Below are 20,399 nucleotides of genomic sequence, written 5' to 3'. Positions count from 1 at the left end.
TTTTGGTACATCGAAGGCTTTTACAACCGCCAACGGCGGCATTCGGCGATCAGTTATCAGTCGCCGGACAACTACGAGCCGCTCTTCTTCAAAAGGGCTACTTAGGGAATAATACGTGTCCGCTTTTGCGAAGACAGGTCAATTGTCAGAGCACTGCTTTTTCATCACAAGGATCCCTTTGACCGCCTGCTCATCGCGCAAAGCCTATTGGAAAACATATTGGTTCTCAGTCGGGATCAAGTTTTTGACGATTACGCCGGGATGCAGCGCATCTGGTGATTGTGGAGCACATCAGACGATTTCCTTAGCCTTTCCCCTCTCCCACCGCTTCTCCATAAAGTACAATATCGGCACGGTCATCCTTGAGAAGAGCAGCGAGGCCACTTCGCCTGCCATCAGCGAGATGGCCAGCCCTTGGAAGATGGGATCAAAGAGGATGACTGAGGCTCCGACCACCACCGCCGCCGCAGTCAGCACCATCGGGCGGAAGCGCACCGCGCCCGCGTCAATCACGGCCTGATCAAGCGGCATTCCCTCGCTCAAGCGCAGCTCGATGAAGTCCACGAGAATGATGGAGTTGCGCACGACAATGCCCGCTCCGGCAATAAAGCCGATCATCGAGGTGGCGGTGAAGAAGGCGTTCATGCCCATGTGCGCGGGCAGGATTCCGATGAGCGAGAAGGGAATGGCGGTCATGATCGTGAAGGGCGTGGTGAAGGACTGAAACCAGCCCACCACCAAGACAAAGATCAGCAGCAGCACCACGGCAAAGGCCAAACCCAAGTCGCGGAAGACCTCGTAGGTGATGTGCCACTCGCCGTCCCATTTCATAGCCAAACGGGCTGAGCTTTCCGGCAGTCCGGCGGTGTGCTGGGCAATCTCGTAGCCTTCAGGCAGCTTCAGCTCGGCAATCTTCTTCTGCATTTCCAAGATGGCATAGACCGGACTCTCTTTTGCGCCCGCCACATCGCCAGTGACATAGACCACCGGCATCAGGTTCTTGTGATAGACGCTCCGGTCAGCCTCGGTCTTCTTGCTGCGCACCAAGCTGGCTAAAGGAATGAGCGAGCCGTCCTCCGCCGTGACTTGCACCTCATGAAGACGCTCTAAGCTGGAGCGTTGCGCAAAGGGCGCACGCAGCAGAATGTCCACATCCTCTTTCTCCGGCGGATCGTGGAGGATGCCGACCTGCCTGCCTTCCATGACAAAGGCCAGCGTCTCAGCCACCTGCTGCACGCTCACGCCGTTGATTGCCGCCTTCTCGCGGTCCACCTCAAGATTGCGCTGGCTCTGCCCCTCCTCCATGTACCAATCCACATCCACCACGCCTTCGGTCTGCTCGAAGATTTCGCGGATTTGCAAGGCCAGCTCCTTCTGCCGCTGGTAGTCTGGGCCATAGATTTCAGCCACTAAGGTGGAAAGCACAGGCGGGCCAGGTGGCACCTCCGCCACCTTGACGCGGGCATGATGACGGGTGGCGATCTCGGTCAGCAGGGGCCGCACCCGCTTGGCAATGGCGTGGCTCTGCTCCTTGCGCCCGCTTTTGCCGACCAAGTTGACTTGGATGTCCGCCATATTCGCGCCTTGGCGCAGATAGTAATGGCGCACCAGGCCGTTGAAGTTGTAGGGCGAAGCCGTGCCTGCATAGACCTGATAATCTGTCACCTCCGGCACAGTAGCCAAGCTGCGCCCCATCTCAGCGGCGACTGCCGCCGTCTCCTCCAAGGTGGCGGACTCCGACATGTCGAGGATGACCTGAAACTCGCTCTTGTTGTCAAAGGGCAGCATCTTGACCTTCACTAACTGCGCAGCCACCAACCAGCAGGAAGCGGCGAGCAGCGCAGCCACAGCGAGGAGGAAGAGAATGCGCAACCAGCTCTTGTGGAGAATATCGCCCATGATCCGGCGGTAGAGGCGGGTCATCAGGTCTTCTTGATGATTGCCGTGCCCTTTGCCGCCAGACTTGATCAAACGCAGGCTGGCCCAAGGCGTGACGATAAAGGCGATCAGCAGGGAAAAGACCATCGCCGCTGTTGCGCCGACCGGGATAGGCCGCATATACGGCCCCATCAGGCCGCCGACAAAGGCCATCGGCAGAATGGCTGCGATGACAGTAAGAGTGGCAAGGATGGTCGGGTTGCCAACTTCGTCCACCGCCTCAATCGCTACGCTCAAGCGCGCCCGCCCTTCGTTCTCCGGCAGGCGGAAGTGGCGCACCATATTCTCGACCACGACAATCGCATCATCCACCAGAATGCCGATGGAAAAGATCAGCGCGAAAAGGGTGATGCGGTTTAATGTATATCCGTGCAGGTAGAAAACCGTCAGCGTCAGGGCCAAAGTCACTGGAATAGCCAGCGCGACCACGCCCGACTCGCGCAGACCCAAGGTCAGCCAGATCAGAATCGTGACGCTGACAATGGCAATGCCCATGTGCAGCAGCAGCTCGTTTGATTTCTCCTTGGCGGTCTCGCCGTAATGCCGCGTAATGCTGACTGTGATGTCTCCGGGGATGACCTTGCCCTTCAGTTCCTCTACTCGGCGCAGCACCTTCTCAGCCACACTGATTGCATTGGCACCTTTGCGCTTGGCAACCGTCAGCGTGACGGCTGGTTCCATGCCCGCGACCGGCTGCGTGGCTGCCGGGCCAGTGCCAAAGAAGACGTGCTGGGCCGGAGTCTCAGTGCCTTCCGCCACGGTCGCCACATCGCGGAGAAAGACTGGCCGGCTGTTCTGCACCCCGACTACTAAGCCCTCAATATCGCCCAGATCGCGGAGAAAACCGCCCACATGCACCCGCACCGCGCCTTCGCTGGGCGAAGGAAAGACACCGGCATCCGCCTCATGGTTGGCCTGAGTCAGGGCAGCGGCCACTCGGTTGAAATCAAGGCCTCGCGCCGCTGTTCGAGCCGGGTCTAAGCGCACTTCCACGCTGCGGCGTTCACCGCCGATCAGCCCGGTGGCGGAGACATCCTGCTCCTGCTTGACCGCGTCCTCCACCTCAGCAGCGACCCGGCGCAACGTCATATGGTCGGTCTTGCTGCCGTGCAGGGTCAGGGCGAGGATAGGCACATCGTCTATCGAGCGCGGCTTGATCAGCGGCTCAGTGACGTTGGGCGGGATCAGATCGTAGTTGGAGCGCAGCTTGGACTGGAGGCGGACTATCGCGTTCTCTTCGTTCTCGCCTACCTTGAAGCGGACGATCACCATCGACAGGCCCGGACTCGACGTGGAATAGACGTACTCCACGCCGGGGATTTCCCAGAGCAGCTTCTCCATCGGCTTGGTCACCCGTGTCTCAATCTCCCGGCTGCCCGCGCCAGGCATCCCGACAAAGATGTCAACCATCGGCACAATGATCTGCGGCTCCTCCTCACGCGGCAGGGCGATCACCGCGCCCAGACCAAGCAGCAGCGAAGCAATGATGAGCAGCGGCGTGAGCTTGGAATCAATGAAGAAGGCAGCGATCTTGCCAGAAGGACCAATGCGGCGGCTCATTATTGGGCAACCTCGATCAAATCACCATCAGCCAGCTCTGGCTTAGGAATGGGGATGAAGCGATCGCCCTCTTGCAGACCTGCCAGGATATCTATTTGCCCATTATCCACCGTAGCTCCGGGTCGTACCATACGGAAACGGGCGCGACCATGCTTATCCAGCACAAAAAGGCCTGTCAACTGGCCGTAGCGCACTAACGCAGCTGCTGGGGCACGAAAGGTCTTAGTTGTACCATTCGGAATATAGGCGCGAACAAAGAGACCAGAGCGCAGATTCTCGATATGCGGCAGTTTGACCTGGATAATAAAGGTGCGGGTTTTCGGATCAGCGGTTGGTTCTACCGCCAAGACCGTGGCGGCAAACGGCTCTGGGATGAGATCCGGCACGGCCACGCGCAATTCATCCCCGGCCTTGATCTTGCCTGCCAAGCTATCAGGCACACTCACGTCAGCACGGAAAGCCTCTGTCTTTTCAATGGTGAGCAGCGGCGTGCCTGGATTAGCCAGTGAGCCAGCTTGAATCAGCCGGGCCGTGACCACGCCGTCATAGGGAGCCAGCACGCCGCTGTCCGCCTTAACAATCCGCACCGCCGCTTCTGCTTGCGCGAGCCGCGCCATTGCTGCCTGTATTGCCTTGTCTGCTTGCGAGCGAGACGCTGTTGCTTCGCGTTGGGCGGCAGCGGCTTGATCAAGATTCTGCTGCACGCCAACCTGCTTGGCTGTCAGCTCCTTTTGCCGCTGCAAAGTAGTGCCGGCAATGTCCGCCCTGGCATTCGCTGCTTCCTTGGCTGCGCTTGCCGCTTTGACTGCTTCCTTGGCCTCGCGCTCTGCGGCCTCAGCCTGCTTGATGCGGTCGCTCAGTTGCGAATCGCCGATGATCAGCAGCAGGTCGCCCTGCTTAACCCGGTCGCCCTCCCGCACCTTAACCTCGTTGACCGTGCCCATAGTCCGGGCAGCAATCACGCCAGTTGCCTCAGCGCGGACTGTACCCACTGCCTCATGAAAAATGGGCACCTCAACCAGCTTGGCCTCAAACACGGCGGCGATGACGGTCTTGCCTTGTTGGCCTGCTGGCTGCTTGGCATTGCTCTTTTCCTCCTTGCAACCGGGTAGCATCAGCAGCAGAAACAGACCGCAGGCAGCAGCAAGGAACTGTGTTGAACGTCTCATGGTTTTCCTATCTTCTGGTTCGATTCTCCGCCCAATTTGTACAACCTGGACGAGAAAGACTGCGCATTATCTCTTGAGAAAGGAGTAATGGCTGGCGGATTTTTTGTCAAGCAGGAAGAAGGCGAGGAATTTACGGCTCGATGTGCTGAACAGGGACTCTGTGCCGACGCTGTGGTGTAGTTTTCTTTTGTCTGAGTAATTCTTTTACACCTTCTCCTCGCATTTTCGCTGATTTCGGCATTAGGCTGAGTAATATTTATCCAGCATTACTCACTTTATTGAGTAAGAAGTATTCAGTTCGTCAAGTATAAGAATAATTCTCAGTCGTAACAACAAGATGAATGCTGAGTAAAATAGAATATCGCCGTATTCATTCTTTTTGTCAAAGAAATAGGCATGAGTTTTGCATAAGAAAAGTAAGTAATCTATGCAGCAGGACGAACTTGGCAGAGAGCATGTCTTTATTGTCTCCTGCGCTGTTTTGCTTGAGATTTGTTCAGGTTTAAACGCCGTGCCGCACGCTTCCCGAACCTTGCGGCACGCTTGATATGCCACGTTTCACGCTTCAAACGCCTCATTTGAAGCTTCAAACGTCACGTTTCACGCTTGCTTTGCCTCATGTCAAGCGTGATATGAAGCATTTCACGCTTCAAACGCCTCATTTGAAGCTTCAAGCGTCACGTTTCACGCTTCATTTGCCTCACATCAAGCGTGACATGAGGCATTTCACGCTTCAAACGCCTCATTTGAAGCTTCAAGCGTCACGTTTCACGCTTCATTTGCCTCATATCAAGCGTGACATGAGGCATGGAAAGCGTGCTCTGGCACGCAGGAAGCTGCACATAGTCAGGCGGCACTCGCGCCAGTGAAATTTTAACTATCACCCGAACGAGCCAGAAGAACCGCCGACAGGCGGGGCGTAGTTTAGGGGAAGGCAGGACGTTCCTGCGGTATGGGCGAAAGATTTTTCGCCCATACGTGGGGAGTATAACCCAGAAGAGTACGGGCCAGGCATAGGGCTTGGCTAATATCATTGAACAGAGGAGAGGTAATCATGAGTAAAAGACGAAGAGTTGCAAACGCAACAAGCCTACTTGTATTGGCAGTAGGCTGGTCAATCCCGGCAATGGCTACGGAAGGTGATGTATTCGCGAAAGGAACTAAATACAATGTTGCAACTTATGATAAAACAAATCCACTTGGTGGTGGCGTTAATCATCCTAGTAAGTACAAACACAGCTATCTTATGCCTGTAGATATTAATATTGGTTCTGGCGATAAAGATGCAGGAACTATTCTTTATGCCCCAGAAGACGGTACAGTCACTAAGATATATAACAATACAAATGCATGGGGATATGCTATTGAATGGAGCAATAAGTCAGGTTCAGAAAAGCTCTTTTTGGCCCACTTGCAAGAAATAACAAAGGAGGGTGATGTTGATGCGGGTGATGAAATTGGGAAGTTGGGTGGAACAGGAGGCTGGAGTCCCCATCTTCATATTGAAAGCTCAAAAGGATGGTTAGAATTATCAGGAAAAAAAATACATCCACCGCTCAATCCTCCTGGTAATGGTGATCTCTACATTTCCAAAGGCCCTCTCTCTGGTGGCCCTGGTGGCCCTACCGATCCTGATGATCCGCCTGCTTCCGGCAGTTTGCCTGACTTCATCACCAATAAGGTGATAATAGGCAACGAGGGTGGCAGCCAAGAGAAGTACACCTGGAAGGTAAACGAGACTGCCTACGTCCATTCTTGGACTGATAACATCGGTACCAAGGACTGGGAAGGCAGTGCCAAGAAGATCAAAGTACCTTTCTATCTCTCCAAGGGCAAGAAGAAGGACAGTAGCTCCGAATGGGTGCGCGTAGGCCGCGAGGAAATCAAGAAAGATCACCTTGACGTGAAGGACAAGCCCAAGCGCGAGAAGATTATCTTCAGTATCCCGCAATGGGCAGCGGCTGGCTACATCTACCCAGGAAGAAACTACAACTTCGTGGTCTGCGCTGATCGTCCGAAAGACCAGGACAACGGCGACGGCGATGTGAAAGAAATACACAAGTCGAACAACTGCTCGACTCCGGCGGTGTTCTACGTCGATTACGGCCCGGCCCGCAATGTTGACCTGATCAGCAACAACTTGACCCTGACTGGCGGCAAATCCTCGCTTCAGGCAGGCGAAAGCTACGGCCTTCAGGTAGAACTCTCCAACATTGGCACGGAATACCCCTGGAATGGCTGCCGTACCAGCTATGAAATCAAAGGGCCGGGCACAGGCGGCGTTTGGCAGAAGGTGACAGATGAAGGCTCAACCTTGGCCCAGCTTGCGCCGAACACCACTAAGGTCGAGGTGATCGACGAAAGCCGGGGATTGAAAGCCCCGTCTGTCGGTGGCGATTATGTCTTCCGCGCCTGCGCTGACTATGAACAGGCTATCCCGGAGACTGACGAAGGGAACAACTGCACAGCAGAGCTGCCAATCACGGTAACAGTTCCTCCGCCTCCTCCTGTCAATCCCTATTTCGTCATCACTAACCCGACCAGCGGCGATGACTGGAGAAGCAGCGAAGACGACCACGATGTTGAGTGGGAGCACTACGACTTCCCCGTACCAGGCGACGTGAAGATTGAATACTCGCTTGATGACGGCGCAACTTGGCTGACTATTGCCGACAACACCACCAACGACGGCAAGAAGCATTGGCATGATATGTGTGATTTCCACACCGTTGACACCCATCATGCCTACGTCCGCATCACCTCGTTGGATTATCCGGGTGTAGTCGCAGTCTCCGAGGAGTTCAGCATCGATCACGCTGCGGAGTGCAAGTAATGCGGTAGGGGCAATCTCCTGTGGTTGCCCCTAAAACTACAGGGCAGGCACAGAAGCCTGCCCCTGCGGGAAAACGGAAATGTGCAGCCCTGAATTCGCTTGCTTAGGATTCAGGGCTGTGTTTTTTCCGGTTTACTTCTGCGGGGCAGCATGGTAGGAGAAATGCAGGGGGCAAAGATGTCTGTCGTGGACTTTGTTCATCCGCTGCATTCTGAAAGAAGAGGTCATGTATGAATATAACTTTGACACCTGAAATTGAACGGGTATTGAGTGATCTTGCCGAAAAAGAGGGAACCGATGTTGAATCAGTTGCCTTGAGAACACTTCGGGAATGCTTCCTTCTAAAGAAGAGAAAACCTGTTAAGAGTGTATCGGAAAAGAAAGCAGAGCCGAGAAATCTTGCTGATCTACTGGGAGGATATATCGGCAGAATTGACAGCGGCGAATTAGCTGAAGGTAGTAGTGGGCAGCTTTCAACGAGAACAGGAGAGAAATTGACTAAAATCCTGCTTGAACAACGCAGACAGGGAAAGCTGTGATTTTGACAGACACCGGCCCGTTGATCGCCCTGCTTGACAGAAAAGATGTTCATCATCAACGCTGTTTCAATGCCCTCAAGTCACTGCCGCCAGAACCCATGTTGACCACATGGCCGTGCTTCACCGAGGCGATGTATCTTCTCGGTGCAGCCGGTGGCTACCGCTTCCAGTCATTCCTTTGGAAACTGGCAGAAGACGAAACCCTGAAGCTGCATGATCTGACTTTTTTCGAGATGAAGAAAATGAATGCGCTGATGAAAAAATATCAGGACACGCCGATGGATATGGCTGATGCCTCTCTGGTTACTTTGGCCGACAGCAGGCGACTGAAACAGATTTTCACCATTGACAGTGACTTTCGCATTTACCGCCTTGCGGATGGTTCTCAGCTGGAAATCATTCCTTGATCATCGCAATTCCCTTGCTCAGGATTCAAGGCCGAGCTTTTTTCTCCCCTCTCGCCCCTGTTCCCGCTGAAAAGGGCATGAAATATCCCTCGGTGGCTGATATAGTAGGCTGCATTCAATTCCACCAACAACGGAAACAGGAAACCATTATGAGCGCAGTCATTGAAGCGATCTGCATCAGCACGAAGAAGGGCATTGTCAAAAAGCCAGTGGCGCAGGCGGAGTTCCAAGTCGGGTTCGGCATTGCTGGGGATGCGCACGGCGGCGACTGGCACCGGCAGATTTCGCTGCTGGCCGGAGAAAGCATTGACAGGGTGAAGGAAAAGCTGCCCGCCTTAAAGGACGGAGCCTTTGCCGAGAACATTGTGACACGCGGGATTGACCTGGCTGCGGTGAAGGTCGGCGATTGCCTGCGGATAGGCGACAAGATAGTGCTGGAGATCACCCAGATCGGCAAAAAATGCCACAACGATGGCTGCGCCATCAAGAAGGCCACTGGCGATTGCATCATGCCAAGAGAAGGGCTATTCGCCAAGGTCATGCAAGGCGGCATAGCTAAGGCCGGAGACGAAATAGTGGCAGAGCAGGGGGAGCAATAAAGCGTGACAGAAAAGACGATGCAACTGCACTTCCTTGAGCGGATTAGCCGCACGCCCAAGGCTAACAGCTACCGCTTTAGCCGCCCACCCGGCTTTTCCTTCCAAGCTGGACAATATATGCTGCTCTGGCCAGAACCAAATGGCAACTTAGTGCATCCGCTTTCCTTCAGTGATGGGCCGCAGAAGGATTTTCTTGAATTCACCAAGCGGATGACCGACTCACCGTACTGCCAGATTCTTGAAGCACTGCGCCCCGGCGATCAAAGCACAGCCAAAGGGCCGCTGGGCAGCTTTTCCGCAGAAGGCCTTGCCGGGAATATCGTCTGCATCGCGGGCGGGATCGGCATCACGCCGATCCGTAGCATTCTCGCTGACCTTGCCCAGCAGCCAGACCGCTGCTCTGTCACCCTGATCTACGGCAATTCAGATGAAAACGACATTGCCTTTGCCCAGGAGCTGGCGACACTTAATCTGCCAGATTTCCGTCTGGTGCATGTCCTGCAAAAAAACAATAGTAACCTGCCAGCCTATACTGGATTCATCAACGCAGAGATCATCCGCGCTGAAGTGCAGGAACTCGAAGCCTCAACCTTTCTCCTCTCTGGCCCGCCAGTGATGGTCAAAGCGGTGGAAAGCCAGCTCGCTGTACTCAACATCAGCCCAGAGCAGATCAGGACAGATCGTTTTCTCGGCTATTAATTAAGGTTCTCGCTCGCGCTCCACTACCGCTGCCTTTTCTTCCCGCTGATAGGCTTTCTCTGGTAAGGCAATGTTGAGTTCCAGGATTTCGCAGTCGTGTTCCCGATCCAAGGTGATGGAGACATCCTCTTGGTTGATATCGACATATTTTTTGATCACCGCCAGAATCTCATCTTGGAGCTGCGGCAGAAAAGAAGGTCGGTTCCGCTGAATCTTGTCTCTAGCAATCAGAATGCTCAACCGTTCCTTGGCCACCTCCGCTGATTTGCGGTTGGCGTTGAAATAGTCAAATAAACCCATTTAATTGCCCCCGAAGAATTTGCTGAAGATACTCTTCTTTTTCGGGTCGATGAACCGCATTTCGATGTCTTCGCCAAGAAAGCGGGCCACGCAGTCATGATAGGCCAGGCCTGCGTCGCTGCTGCGATTGGCGATGACTGGTACGCCTTGGTTAGAGGCGGTCAATACGGCCTCGGATTCCGGGATCACGCCCAATAAGGGAATGGAGAGAATCTCCTGAATATCTTTGACTGAAAGCATCTCGCCTTTCTGCACCCGCTCTGGTGAGTAGCGGGTGAGCAGCAGATGCTCTTTGACCTGGGTGCGGTTCTCTACTACCCGCTTGGTTTTGCTGGCGAGCAGTCCGAGGATCCGGTCAGAATCGCGCACTGAGGAGATTTCCGGGTTGGTGACGACAATCGCCTCATCGGCGAAATACATGGCCATAAAGGCTCCGTGTTCGATACCAGCCGGAGAATCGCAAACGATGTACTCAAAGCTCTCTTTCAGCTCCTCCAGCACCCATTCCACGCCCTCCATCGTCAAGGACTCTTTGTCCTTGGTCTGCGAGGCAGGCAGAATGTAAAGATTTTCGGTGCGCTTGTCCCGGATCAGGGCCTGATTCAACCGAGCCTCCTTGTTGATCACGTTGACAAAATCATAGACTACCCGTCGTTCACAGCCCATGACTAAGTCAAGGTTCCGCAGGCCGACATCAAAGTCAATAACAGCTGTCTTGTAGCCTTCCAAGGCCAAACCCATAGCAAAGGCCGCGCTGGTCGTGGTTTTGCCGACACCTCCCTTGCCTGAGGTGACTACGATTATCTTGGTCAAAGTGTGTTCTCCTTTGTTGATGGGCTATAACGCCGTGATGTGGAGTCTGCTGCCGTGCAGCCGGATATGCACGGCCTTGGAGCGCAGATGGGCCGGAAAATCCTCGCTGACGAGATGAATGCCTGCAATGGAGATTAATTCCGCCTCCAATTTCTGACAGAAGATACGGGCGTTCGGGTTGCCGTTGTTGCCAGCAAAGGCCCGGCCCCGCAGTGTACCATAGACGTGGATGCTGCCTGGAGCCGCAATTTCCGCACCAGAACCGACCGAGGCCAGCACAGTCAGATCGCCTTGGCTGATAACCACGCTCTGGCCAGAGCGTATCGGCTCAGTGATGATGCGGGAACTTTCCAGCACAGGTGGCGGTGCAGCGGGTAGAATGGCGACTTCCTCCTCTGCTTCCTCGTCGGGCTGCGGCCTGCCTCCAGCCCGCGCTGATAGCACGGCTAACTCCAAGCCAGCAGCTCGTTTCTTCAGCCGTTCCGGGCAGCCCGTGATGCCAACAGGTAAAAAGCCCTGCGCCCGCACAATCCTGACCAAAAGGACGAGATCAAGCTCCTCGTCCTCCTGAAGATGTTGGAGGCTGATCACCACGGGCGCGTTGTGAAAAAAATCAGGTGCCTGCCGGACTTTTTCAGCGAGCTGGACCTCTAAGGCATCCAGATCATTTTTCCGCAGCGACAGCACAAGTATAGTGAATGCCGCTCCCTTTAGGTCAAAGGCGGCTTTGCTGTCATTTTTAACGGAATTGGGCATGATTATTGATCGACTTCAGTCCTTCTGGGCTGAATTTTCTGCACTGCTTATTTCTTTGTAATATTCAGGATACAACTTTTGCACGCACTCTGGGCAAATGCCATGCGTAAATTCGGCATCAGAGTATTCTCGGATGTAGGATTCAATCTGATGCCAACTGTCATCTTCTTTTCTAATTCGTTTGCAGCAGGAGCAGATCGGCAGAATGCCTTCCAGATACTTCATACGCTTCAGCAGCCTGTCAGTGAAATAAATGATCACTGCACCGACGATGAAAATGATGGCACTTTCAAACAAGGATTCCCGCCAGTTCACCGGCGTTCTTTCAGCACCAAGAAAGAGAGCTGGAATGTCGATAAGTTCATCAAACCAGACAAGCGCAATGATGAAGGCAAACGCCCCTAATTCACAAGCGATGATCTGTTGAGAAACTGATCTTTTCTTTGCTACTTTCATGATGCTGTATCAACAACAGATCTCCTGCATAGGTCAGCACTTAGGTTGCAGCAGAGAGCGAACCTGTTTCTCCTGTTACGGTCTTTTTTCCGTAACACGTAAAAAAGACTCCTTTCTTGCTCGCTGACAAAGCAGTTTGGCTTGGCCAAAGAGGAGTTCTGCCGACTTGCAAAGGAGTTGTACTCGGCAGAAAAGGAGTCTGGCCGAGTACCAAAGCAGTTTGGCTAAACCGCAAAGGAGTTTGGCCGACTAAAACTCCTTTGCAAGTCGGCAAGACTCCTTTGCGGCTTAACAGGAAAGCAATTTGACCTAGCCGAACTCCTTTTTTGCCGAGTACAACTCCTTTCTAGCCAGGCCAAACTCCTTGGTAAACGAGTCGTGCTCCTCCCTTACTTCTTGGCAGAGATCTGCTCCTCAGTGTGCAAGATACCGAATCCCAAGGAGGACGTGACAAATCAGGAGAAAAGGTTCATCCTCCGCTCAATGTCCAGCCTGTCTGTAATCGTCAATAGTTCTTATCCACTATAACCGGTTTCGCAATTACGTCCAGCCGGAAAATGAAAAAGCCGCTCCGAGGCTGCTCGGAACGGCTTTTTCTGCTGTCTCGCAACCAGGTCAGTTGCGGTAGAAAAGATGCTCGCCATACTTGGCGACATACGTTTTGCTCCCAGCCCATTTGGGGCGCACATCCTGCCGGTGATAGAAAGTTGCCCCTTTAGTGAAATCCGAAGAGGTCATGGCCTTCATGGCTGTCTGCATACAGTCCATAAAGACCTCTGGCTCAGTTGGCATGTAGGATTTTTGGAGGAACGTCCAGCTAAACTGGCGAGGAGCTGTGACTACCTGTTCTACAGTTTTGTTGCCTTGGCTGGCCCGGTTGAGGGTGACATGGGCGACGGCAAGCTGTCCGATCTGGGGTTCGCTGCGGGCTTCGTGGTAGATGTTGAGCGTTAGCCACAGCAGTCCTTCGAGAAAACTCATAATCTGCACCTTGTCTGATGTGTTCATTATCTGATCATCGTCGATCATAATCTGATCACTGTCGATCATCATTTGTCATCATTAGGCGCAGAAATATACTTGCTTTCTACAGAAAAGCAAGCCTTATCTTCATTTTTAATGAGGTATTTTTTTGATTTCCTTTAAGAAAGATTCCCATCTTCCTCGCAAGGCCGCATAACCGCAGAAACTATTACAGTGCTTCTAGCGCAGGGGGAAGGGAGGCTTTCTTAGCGGTGTTGCACTCCTTGCAGCAGGGTACCAGGTTGCCTTTGACCGAACGTCCGCCTTGGGAGAGAGGTATCACATGATCCATTGTCAGCTCGTTGGCCGCAAACTTCCGCTGACAATAGTGACAAAGCCCAGGAGCGGTCTTCTGCTGCCACCATTGGCTCCGGCGCAAATCTCTTGCCTTGTTGCGCTCGCTTCGGATGAATGCTTCATCAACGCCAAAGCTGAAGTCAAAGCTATCAACGTCATCATTCCTCCTCATCAGTCAATCCTCCAAGTAGAAGCTGCCTGGCTGCGCCAACTAGATACAGCGAGCCGGAAATGCAGATCAAGTCATCCTGGGAGGCAAGCGAGCACGCCTGGGCCAAGGCTGCTGGAACCGAGGCCGCGCGAACAGCTTTATCCCACAAGGCCGCAGACAGCACTGCCTCAAGCTGCTCCGGGCTGGCGGCCCGCTCTGATTCTGCTGCTTTGGTGAGAATGATCAGATCAGCTAGCGATGCGACCTCACGCAATGTGGTTCGAATGTCTTTATCTGCCATTGCTCCCCAGACGAGCAGGAGGCGGCGACGAGGAAAGCTGTTACGTAGAGCCTGAGCCAGGACTACTGCGCCTGCTGGATTATGTGCTCCATCCAAAAGAAACTGCTTCCCTTTAGTATTGCGGAAATATTCTAGTCTGCCTGGCCAGCGGGTTTGAGCCAAGCCGTTGCAAATCTGTTCTTTGGTGATTGCCCAACCTTGTCGCTGAAGCAGTTGTATGGTCGCCAAAGCCAGCGAGCAATTGCTCACCTGATGGCTGCCATGCAGGGACATAGGCAGCTCAGAAAGCAGCAGCCCATCCAAACCATCATATTGCCACGTAGAGCCAGTGCTGCTGCCCTTGAAATCGCGACCAAAGAGAAAGAGCGGTGCGTGCTGGTGAGTGCAGACTTGCCGAATGACTTTACCAGAATCATCCTCTGCAACTGCGGAGACTACTGGGATACCTTGTTTAATGATCCCGGCCTTTTCTCCTGCAATGTCAGCTAACGTGTTCCCCAGATACTGCTCATGATCCATGCTCACATTGGTAATAAGCGAGACCAGTGGTGTGACGACATTGGTTGCATCCAGCCTGCCACCCATGCCTACTTCCAGTACCGCAATATCTACCTTCTGCTCGGCAAACCAGAGCAGAGCAAGAACCGTAGTGCATTCAAAATAGGTGATCTGGTTGCCATCCAGTACGGCCTCTATTTGCGCCAGCAGGCGGGCAAAGTCTTGTTTACCGATATAGGTATTACCAATCTTGAACCGTTCGCGTACTGAGCTAAGATGTGGCGATGTATACAGACCGGTCTTGTAGCCTGCACTGGTAAGCAGGGCGTGCAACGTTGCAGCAACCGAGCCTTTACCATTCGTACCTGCAATGTGCAGGCACTGGAGGCGGTGCTGAGGATTACCCAGTCGCTCCAGAAAGCGATTCATAGAATCCAGTCCCAGCTTAATCTTAAAGAACTGGAGCTGATCGAGAAACTGCCATGCCTGCTGGTAGTTCATTGCTGGCCGCCTAAAAGGTTGATGTCCGCGTTCTGCTGCATAGCCAACTGTTTACCACAGCCTCCTGCTAGCCGCAATCACTGTTGACAGTCCCCAGCCTGATGAGTAGATTTTCAGCAGCTTTGCTGAAGCTGCGTATCAGCGCAACTGATCACGATAACCTCTATATTAGAACACTATGACTTCCATGCACGAGATTTTCACTCAAGATGTCCTCAAGCAGCTCTTCCCAGCCCAGCGCACAGAGGATTTCTTTGCAGCTTTATTTGGTGATGCCGCTGAAGGTGCTTATGATATTAGCCTGAGCTTCAAAGGCAATGATAACAACAGTCTGAGCTTTACCCTTGATCTGCATGAACGGCCTGGCCGTTGCTTGGCCTGCAATTTAACCAGCGGCCTGCCAGAGGTGTTGTCCAAGCACAAGGTGATCAATCTCGCTGGCCTGGTTGCTGCTATCGAGCAGAAGCTGGATGGGAAAGCAAAATGCAGCAGCTGGACTTTAGGCCGTACCCAGCAAGTAAGTAAACATCTGCACTGCATTCCTTTGCGCATTACCTTGGCACAGCTATAATCAACCCAGCAGTCCAGGGCGAAATCAGCCTTGACGCTGCCCTGTGGTTTGAAAAAAGCACTCCCGTGCTCGCAGAAAACCATAGTGCTTGCGCGTTGGAAAACCAAGTACTATGTCGTACCAAGACCAAGTACTATGTAGGAAAAAAACATAGTACTTGCTCGTATGACGACATAGTACTTGCGCGTCGGAAAACATAGTACTTGGTTTTATAAAAAGCACCCTCTATGTTTTTCCAGGAGCAGCAGGTAGGTTTAGGATTTGCGCAGCAGTTGAGTGAAAGACGAAGAGTAGATCAGTTATAAGACAACGACGTTGAACCAGGGCAGACCCAAAGTACGCGGCGTTTCTGCCCTATACTCATGCCAGAGGTCTAACTCTCACAATGGAGGTCAGCCATGCAAGAGAAGCACAAGTGGGAAGAACGCTATGAACAGAAAAAGACACCTTGGGATACAGGCCGTCCAGATAGCCATTTGATGCGTCTTATGACTGGCTGGCCAAAGTTCAAGGGAAAGGTGTTGGAGGTTGGCTGTGGCACAGGCAGCAACGCGGTTTGGTTAGCTGAACAGGGACTTCGGGTCACGGGCATGGATATCTCTTCCAAAGCTATTAAGCTAGCCAAACAAAGGGCAAAGGACAAAGGAGTTAAATGCCATTTCCTGGCCGAAGACTTCCTGCATTACCAGCTGGCAGGCAGGCAATTTGCCTTGCTCGTTGATCGCGCTTGTTTTCATGTCATGGGTGATGATGAGCGCAGGAAGCTCTTTGTCCAGCAGGCAGCAGCCTATCTTGAACCTGGCGGTCTGTGGTTTTGTATGGCAGGCAATAGCGATCAAATCAACGAAGGCGAAGGCCCACCACGGTTGTCAGCAACCCAAATCTGTACAGCAGTAGAACCAGCATTTGAGATCCTCAGCTTAGAAAGCTGCCAGTTTGACTCCAGCCTTTCTATGTCCATGCGCTTCTGGGTATGCTTGATGCGGGTACGGAAAAGCTAATCTGGGAAAAACACCTTTAAGTTGCGGAGAAAAACATGATGAACAGCAGAATAAGCAGGACTATCTCTCTGTTGCTGGCAGCTTTACCTCTGCTGGCTGGCTGTGGTGTGCAAGAGCGGGCAGAAGCCTTATGGGAGAAGACCGCACCAGCTGTCTTAGAGAAGGTCCCTTTTATGCACAAGGAAAGCAAGCCGACTGGTACAACCTATCCAGCTACCGTCAGCGTGCAGACGATCTTTGAGCCAGAACAGGCTCCGGCAGCATGTACCGTCTTTGCCCACCTTTTAGTGTGGACACCAGCGGGCATTAATGGCAAGGGCCTTGCTCAAGCAGTAGAAAAAGAGGCCATGCGCTATGGGGCTGACCTGCTGCTCATTGGCAGAAGCCGCCAGGCTAAAGAAGAGGAAGAAGAGGTAACTTTTGTCTATTACGGCCCAGACCAAGCCTATAATTGCAAGGATCGGTGGTGTGGTTGGAAGTTCGGCTACGAAGAGTGGGTCAGTCAGGGCAGTTGGGCTACAGTTGGCTATGAGGAATGGGATAAAAACGAAGCCTGGTTTAGTACTCCCTTGGTGATTCAAGCAGCTTTTCTGCGTTGTCAGCAAAATCCTGCGGAAAAGAGCTGATCTTTCAGGAACAGCGTAGTATGATCCTCCATACATGAAGAATCGGCAGTATTATCTGGTGCGAACCAAAACCTTTATGGAGGGTATATGAACAAGTTGATGGCCTTCTTGTTCACTTGCTGTGCCCTGCTGTTCTTAGCAGCTTGTCCCAAGCCTGAGATCAAGCAAAAGCCACCTGAAGGGCAAGCCTGTGGTGGTTTCCCTAGCATATTGTGCCCTGATGGCCAGTATTGCAATTTCCCTGCTGCGGCAAACTGTGGTTCCATAGATGCGATAGGCATCTGCCAGCCAAAGCCGCAAGAATGCCCTGCTCTAGTCAACCCGGTGTGTGGCTGTGATAGGACAACCTATGAAAACGCCTGTGGAGCAGCAAAAGCCGGGAAGTCGGTAAAGTACGAAGGCCAGTGCAAGCAAATCTGTGGCGGCAGGTTACAAATTCGATGTCCAGACGGGCAAGAATGCTTAGATGACCCTGGCGACCATTGCAACCCCACGCAGGGTGGCGTAGATTGCAGTGGTATCTGTAAAAAGGAATAAAACAAGCTACTGAACAGCCTTGTCTCACAGCTTCTGTCATTCGGCAGAAGATATTAATCATAAAGGGAGGGAGTCTTATGAACAAGTTGATGGCCGTGCTTCTGAGTGGCTGTATCCTGCTGTTCTTAACAGCTTGTCCCAATTCTGGCCCAAAGCAAGAATCGCCGCCAGGTAAACCCTGTGGCTCCAGAGGCATGACATCTTGCCCTGCTGATCAGTATTGCAAATTCGAGATCGACGCAAAGTGTGGCATAACAGATAGCCCAGGTATTTGTACGCCAATCCCCAAACTCTGCTTAGAAGATGTCTATAATCCTATATGCGGTTGTGACGGCAAAAACTACAACAATGCCTGCAAAGCAGCCAGTGAAGGGGTATCAGTTAAGAACAGAGGCGCGTGCGAGCAAATGTGCGGCGGTATCGCAGGGATCTCTTGTCCTGATGGCCAGGAGTGTATAGATGATCCAACAGATAATTGCAATCCAGCGCAGGGTGGTGCAGATTGTCCTGGTATCTGTGAACTGCAATAAGTCCAGCTGCTGAATAGCCTCGTCTCACAGCTTCTGTCATTCGCGGCAGAAGATAACAATCATAAAGGGAGGTAGTATCATGAACAAGTTGATGGCAGTGCTTCTCAGTGGCTGTGCCCTGCTGTTGTTAGCAGGTTGTCCCAAGCCTGGCGGAAACGGAACTCAGCCAAACGGCAAATTCTGTGGCGGCGTTAAAGGACTGATGTGTCCAGATGACCAGTATTGCGAATTTCAGTATTGTGGTCTGACTGATGCACCACAGGGCATCTGCAAGACCAAGCCGCAAGTCTGCACCAAAGACTACAAGCCAGTGTGTGATTGTGACGGCAGGACACACAGTAATGCCTGCGAAGCTGCAAGAGCTGGTGTGAACATTGCCCACGAAGGTAAATGCCCTGCTCCTATGTGCGGCGGCATTGCCAATATCCAATGCCCTAACGGGCTGACATGTGTGGATGACCCGGACGACAATTGCAATCCTGCGCAGGGTGGTGCAGATTGTTCAGGGGTCTGTGTTAAGCCGTAAATCCAGTTGCAAACTGACCATGCAGGGCACGTGCAGCATCGCACGGTCCTGCATTTTTTATCCATTATTCGGCAGAATCTGTAAACGCAAAAGGAGAAGTTCTCATGAAGCCGTTACTTGCAATATTACTCAGTAGTTTAGCCCTGCTGCTTTTAAGCGGCTGTCCAAAGTCCAAAGATTCATCACCCGCATATCCTGAAGGCTGTGGCAGCATGCTTGGTATTCCTTGTCCAGAGGGCCAGTATTGTCATTTTGAGATAGACGAGAAATGCGGCATGGCTGCGCCTGTAGGCAAATGCAAATCCAAACCAGAAGTCTGTCCTGAGGACTATACACCAGTTTGTGGCTGCAATGGCAAAACCTATGGCAATGCCTGTTTTGCGGCGCACTCAGGGATGTCCATTGAAGCCAAAGGTGAATGCGGAGCAGTTAGTCAGCAGCTCCCTGCTCAGTGAATTGCACAAACACCCGCACTGCTACAATCCCAGCCTCGTATAGCCCGAACAGGGGAAAGGCCAGCAACACGGTTGCGGTGAGGTCTCCTGCCGCGAGCAAAAAGGCCAGCCCAGCAATGGCGATATAAAAGAATTTGCGCTTGGTTTTGAAGTGCTCTCGCTGCACCAATCTGGCAGCTGAGGCCATGACCATCAGGAAGGGAATCTCAAAGGCGGCAGCAAAGGCCAGCACCATGCGGGCGACAAAGGTCAGATAGAGACTCAGCTTAGGCATGGGCTGGAGATTGTCGCTCGCATAGCTCATGAAAAAGGCCAAGGTACGGGGCAGGACAATAAAGAACGCAAACACCGCCCCGGCAATGAACAAGCCGACTGACCAGAGGATGATTCGGCGGACAATCCGTCGCTCTTGCGGCAGCAGACCTGGAACGGCAAAGAGCCAGACCTGATAGAGCAGGAAGGGGAAGCTGACCGTAATCCCAGCCAGCAAAGCCAGCTTGATATAGGAAAGGAAGGCATCGGTGAGCTTGGTATAGACCAGCTTGTACAGATGCTGCGGGGTAGCAGCGAACAAAGGCTGGATGCAGAAGGCGGCAAGCTGATCAATGAACAGCCAAGCCAACCCGGAGCAAACTACGACCGCGATTACAGAGTAGAGCAGTCGCTTCTGTAGCTCCTCGTAGTGGGGCCGGAGCTGTTCAAGTGCAGGGATAATCATGCGACAGGAGTTGGATTAGGCGGCAGCGGATTCTTGCCGATAACCCGTTCCTCGGTAACAGCATTATCATCCGTCTCTTCCTGAGTGGCTGGCGAGCTGACAGTTGCTGTTAACTCCGGTTCCTGCCTTGCCTCTGTGGTCTCTTGCTCCCAAGGGCGGGCGGTCAAAGACTCCAGATCCGCCTCCATCTCTGCCTCGGTGGTACCGCTCACCACCGGCGATCTACGCGGCCCGCCAATCTCATCAGAGAGCAGATTATCTTTCATCTGCCCGGCGGTCTTCCGCAAATCATCCTGGACTGAGGTGATCACTTTGGTCTCCTCGTGCAGGCTTTCTTTGATCTGATTCATGGCACTGCGCAGCTCGTTGACCCCTTTTGCCAAGGAACGGGCCAAATCAGGCAGCTTGTCCGGGCCAACTACCAGCAGGGCCACGATCAGAATGACGATCATTTCAGGAAGACCTATGCCGAACATAGCGATTATTTCGTTGATGATAAAGGAGTGAGGGTGCAGCAAGAAGGCTGAATGCCGAAATGTACGTGATTTACTGCGGCCTGTCAAGTTGCGCTCATCCGCCTAATGCTGCCCAGCAA

The 20,399-nt window shown here is 52.9% G+C and carries 23 protein-coding genes; 12 read left to right on the top strand and 11 right to left on the bottom strand.

The annotated features are described in order from the left end of the window. Window positions 1-291: 291 nt before the first annotated feature. Both ACNKIB_RS02420 and ACNKIB_RS02415 read right to left on the bottom strand, forming a co-directional pair. Window positions 292-3,498 carry an efflux RND transporter permease subunit gene (locus tag ACNKIB_RS02420; RefSeq protein ID WP_417908946.1) on the bottom strand — a complete coding sequence of 1,069 codons (3,207 nt, stop codon included), beginning with the start codon at window positions 3,496-3,498 and terminating at the stop codon, window positions 292-294. After that, a complete protein-coding gene (locus ACNKIB_RS02415; RefSeq protein WP_417908945.1) occupies window positions 3,498-4,667 on the bottom strand; it encodes an efflux RND transporter periplasmic adaptor subunit in 1,170 nt (389 codons plus the stop codon). The genes ACNKIB_RS02420 and ACNKIB_RS02415 overlap by 1 nt, the downstream gene beginning before the upstream one ends. Window positions 4,668-5,721: 1,054 nt before the next feature. On the opposite strand from ACNKIB_RS02415, the gene ACNKIB_RS02410 reads away from it, so the two are divergent. The 5 genes from ACNKIB_RS02410 to ACNKIB_RS02390 all read left to right on the top strand — a co-directional run bounded on the left by ACNKIB_RS02410 (window position 5,722) and on the right by ACNKIB_RS02390 (window position 9,744). Next, the gene (locus ACNKIB_RS02410; RefSeq protein ID WP_417908944.1) at window positions 5,722-7,500 is read left to right on the top strand and encodes a peptidoglycan DD-metalloendopeptidase family protein; all 1,779 of its coding nucleotides are present in this window, start codon (window positions 5,722-5,724) and stop codon (window positions 7,498-7,500) included. Window positions 7,501-7,730: 230 nt separating this feature from the next. Further along, window positions 7,731-8,039 (top strand): hypothetical protein, encoded by a 309-nt coding sequence (locus ACNKIB_RS02405; RefSeq protein ID WP_417908943.1) that lies wholly within the window; start codon window positions 7,731-7,733, stop codon window positions 8,037-8,039. Next, a complete protein-coding gene (locus ACNKIB_RS02400; protein WP_417908942.1) occupies window positions 8,036-8,446 on the top strand; it encodes a type II toxin-antitoxin system VapC family toxin in 411 nt (136 codons plus the stop codon). The genes ACNKIB_RS02405 and ACNKIB_RS02400 overlap by 4 nt, the downstream gene beginning before the upstream one ends. Window positions 8,447-8,595: 149 nt before the next feature. Next, window positions 8,596-9,045: an MOSC domain-containing protein gene (locus ACNKIB_RS02395; protein WP_417908941.1), complete on the top strand. Its 450-nt coding sequence runs from the start codon at window positions 8,596-8,598 to the stop codon at window positions 9,043-9,045. Window positions 9,046-9,048: 3 nt separating this feature from the next. Next, entirely contained in the window at window positions 9,049-9,744 is a 696-nt protein-coding gene (locus ACNKIB_RS02390; RefSeq protein ID WP_417908940.1) for a ferredoxin--NADP reductase, read from the top strand. Here ACNKIB_RS02390 and minE read toward each other — a convergent pair whose 3' ends face one another. The 7 genes from minE to ACNKIB_RS02355 all read right to left on the bottom strand — a co-directional run bounded on the left by minE (window position 9,745) and on the right by ACNKIB_RS02355 (window position 14,840). After that, window positions 9,745-10,044 (bottom strand): cell division topological specificity factor MinE, encoded by a 300-nt coding sequence (gene minE / locus ACNKIB_RS02385; RefSeq protein ID WP_417908939.1) that lies wholly within the window; start codon window positions 10,042-10,044, stop codon window positions 9,745-9,747. Next, window positions 10,045-10,857, bottom strand: coding sequence for a septum site-determining protein MinD (minD, locus tag ACNKIB_RS02380; RefSeq protein WP_417908938.1), 813 nt, complete (start codon window positions 10,855-10,857; stop codon window positions 10,045-10,047). Between the two features lie 24 nt (window positions 10,858-10,881). Continuing rightward, the gene (gene minC / locus ACNKIB_RS02375) at window positions 10,882-11,613 is read right to left on the bottom strand and encodes a septum site-determining protein MinC (RefSeq protein ID WP_417908937.1); all 732 of its coding nucleotides are present in this window, start codon (window positions 11,611-11,613) and stop codon (window positions 10,882-10,884) included. A 15-nt stretch (window positions 11,614-11,628) separates the two neighbouring features. Continuing rightward, complete coding sequence (locus ACNKIB_RS02370; protein WP_417908936.1) at window positions 11,629-12,069, bottom strand: hypothetical protein; 441 nt, start codon at window positions 12,067-12,069, stop codon at window positions 11,629-11,631. 615 nt (window positions 12,070-12,684) lie between these two features. Continuing rightward, window positions 12,685-13,122 carry a cell wall hydrolase gene (locus tag ACNKIB_RS02365; protein ID WP_417908935.1) on the bottom strand — a complete coding sequence of 146 codons (438 nt, stop codon included), beginning with the start codon at window positions 13,120-13,122 and terminating at the stop codon, window positions 12,685-12,687. A gap of 139 nt (window positions 13,123-13,261) precedes the next feature. After that, window positions 13,262-13,561, bottom strand: a complete 300-nt coding sequence (locus ACNKIB_RS02360) for an HNH endonuclease (protein ID WP_417908934.1) — start codon at window positions 13,559-13,561, stop codon at window positions 13,262-13,264. Continuing rightward, window positions 13,548-14,840, bottom strand: a complete 1,293-nt coding sequence (locus ACNKIB_RS02355) for a bifunctional folylpolyglutamate synthase/dihydrofolate synthase (protein ID WP_417908933.1) — start codon at window positions 14,838-14,840, stop codon at window positions 13,548-13,550. The genes ACNKIB_RS02360 and ACNKIB_RS02355 overlap by 14 nt, the downstream gene beginning before the upstream one ends. 178 nt (window positions 14,841-15,018) lie before the next feature. Here ACNKIB_RS02355 and ACNKIB_RS02350 point away from each other — a divergent pair, with 178 nt between their 5' ends. The 7 genes from ACNKIB_RS02350 (at window position 15,019) to ACNKIB_RS02320 (ending at window position 19,086) form a co-directional block, all read left to right on the top strand. Next, window positions 15,019-15,411: a pancreas/duodenum homeobox protein 1 gene (locus ACNKIB_RS02350; RefSeq protein WP_417908932.1), complete on the top strand. Its 393-nt coding sequence runs from the start codon at window positions 15,019-15,021 to the stop codon at window positions 15,409-15,411. Between the two features lie 398 nt (window positions 15,412-15,809). Further along, window positions 15,810-16,412, top strand: a complete 603-nt coding sequence (locus ACNKIB_RS02345) for a class I SAM-dependent methyltransferase (protein WP_417908931.1) — start codon at window positions 15,810-15,812, stop codon at window positions 16,410-16,412. Window positions 16,413-16,447: 35 nt separating this feature from the next. Beyond that, complete coding sequence (locus ACNKIB_RS02340) at window positions 16,448-17,038, top strand: hypothetical protein (protein ID WP_417908930.1); 591 nt, start codon at window positions 16,448-16,450, stop codon at window positions 17,036-17,038. An 87-nt stretch (window positions 17,039-17,125) separates the two neighbouring features. Beyond that, on the top strand, window positions 17,126-17,575 hold the full coding sequence (locus ACNKIB_RS02335; protein ID WP_417908929.1) for a hypothetical protein: 450 nt from the start codon (window positions 17,126-17,128) through the stop codon (window positions 17,573-17,575). 77 nt (window positions 17,576-17,652) lie between these two features. Beyond that, window positions 17,653-18,105: a hypothetical protein gene (locus ACNKIB_RS02330; protein WP_417908928.1), complete on the top strand. Its 453-nt coding sequence runs from the start codon at window positions 17,653-17,655 to the stop codon at window positions 18,103-18,105. Window positions 18,106-18,184: 79 nt separating this feature from the next. After that, a complete protein-coding gene (locus ACNKIB_RS02325) occupies window positions 18,185-18,631 on the top strand; it encodes a Kazal-type serine protease inhibitor family protein (protein ID WP_417908927.1) in 447 nt (148 codons plus the stop codon). Window positions 18,632-18,735: 104 nt separating this feature from the next. Beyond that, window positions 18,736-19,086, top strand: a complete 351-nt coding sequence (locus ACNKIB_RS02320; protein ID WP_417908926.1) for a Kazal-type serine protease inhibitor domain-containing protein — start codon at window positions 18,736-18,738, stop codon at window positions 19,084-19,086. Here ACNKIB_RS02320 and tatC read toward each other — a convergent pair. Together tatC and tatB are read right to left on the bottom strand one after the other, a co-directional pair. After that, window positions 19,061-19,804: a twin-arginine translocase subunit TatC gene (gene tatC / locus ACNKIB_RS02315; RefSeq protein ID WP_417908925.1), complete on the bottom strand. Its 744-nt coding sequence runs from the start codon at window positions 19,802-19,804 to the stop codon at window positions 19,061-19,063. The genes ACNKIB_RS02320 and tatC overlap by 26 nt on opposite strands. After that, the gene (gene tatB, locus ACNKIB_RS02310) at window positions 19,801-20,322 is read right to left on the bottom strand and encodes a Sec-independent protein translocase protein TatB (RefSeq protein ID WP_417908924.1); all 522 of its coding nucleotides are present in this window, start codon (window positions 20,320-20,322) and stop codon (window positions 19,801-19,803) included. The genes tatC and tatB overlap by 4 nt, the downstream gene beginning before the upstream one ends. Window positions 20,323-20,399 lie beyond the last annotated feature (77 nt).

Origin of the sequence: Candidatus Electronema sp. PJ, from assembly GCF_048287395.1 — a bacterium.
In the GTDB taxonomy this organism is placed as follows: domain Bacteria; phylum Desulfobacterota; class Desulfobulbia; order Desulfobulbales; family Desulfobulbaceae; genus Electronema.
Note: the sequence above shows the minus strand (reverse complement) of the source record. Positions and strands in the feature narration are given on the sequence as shown.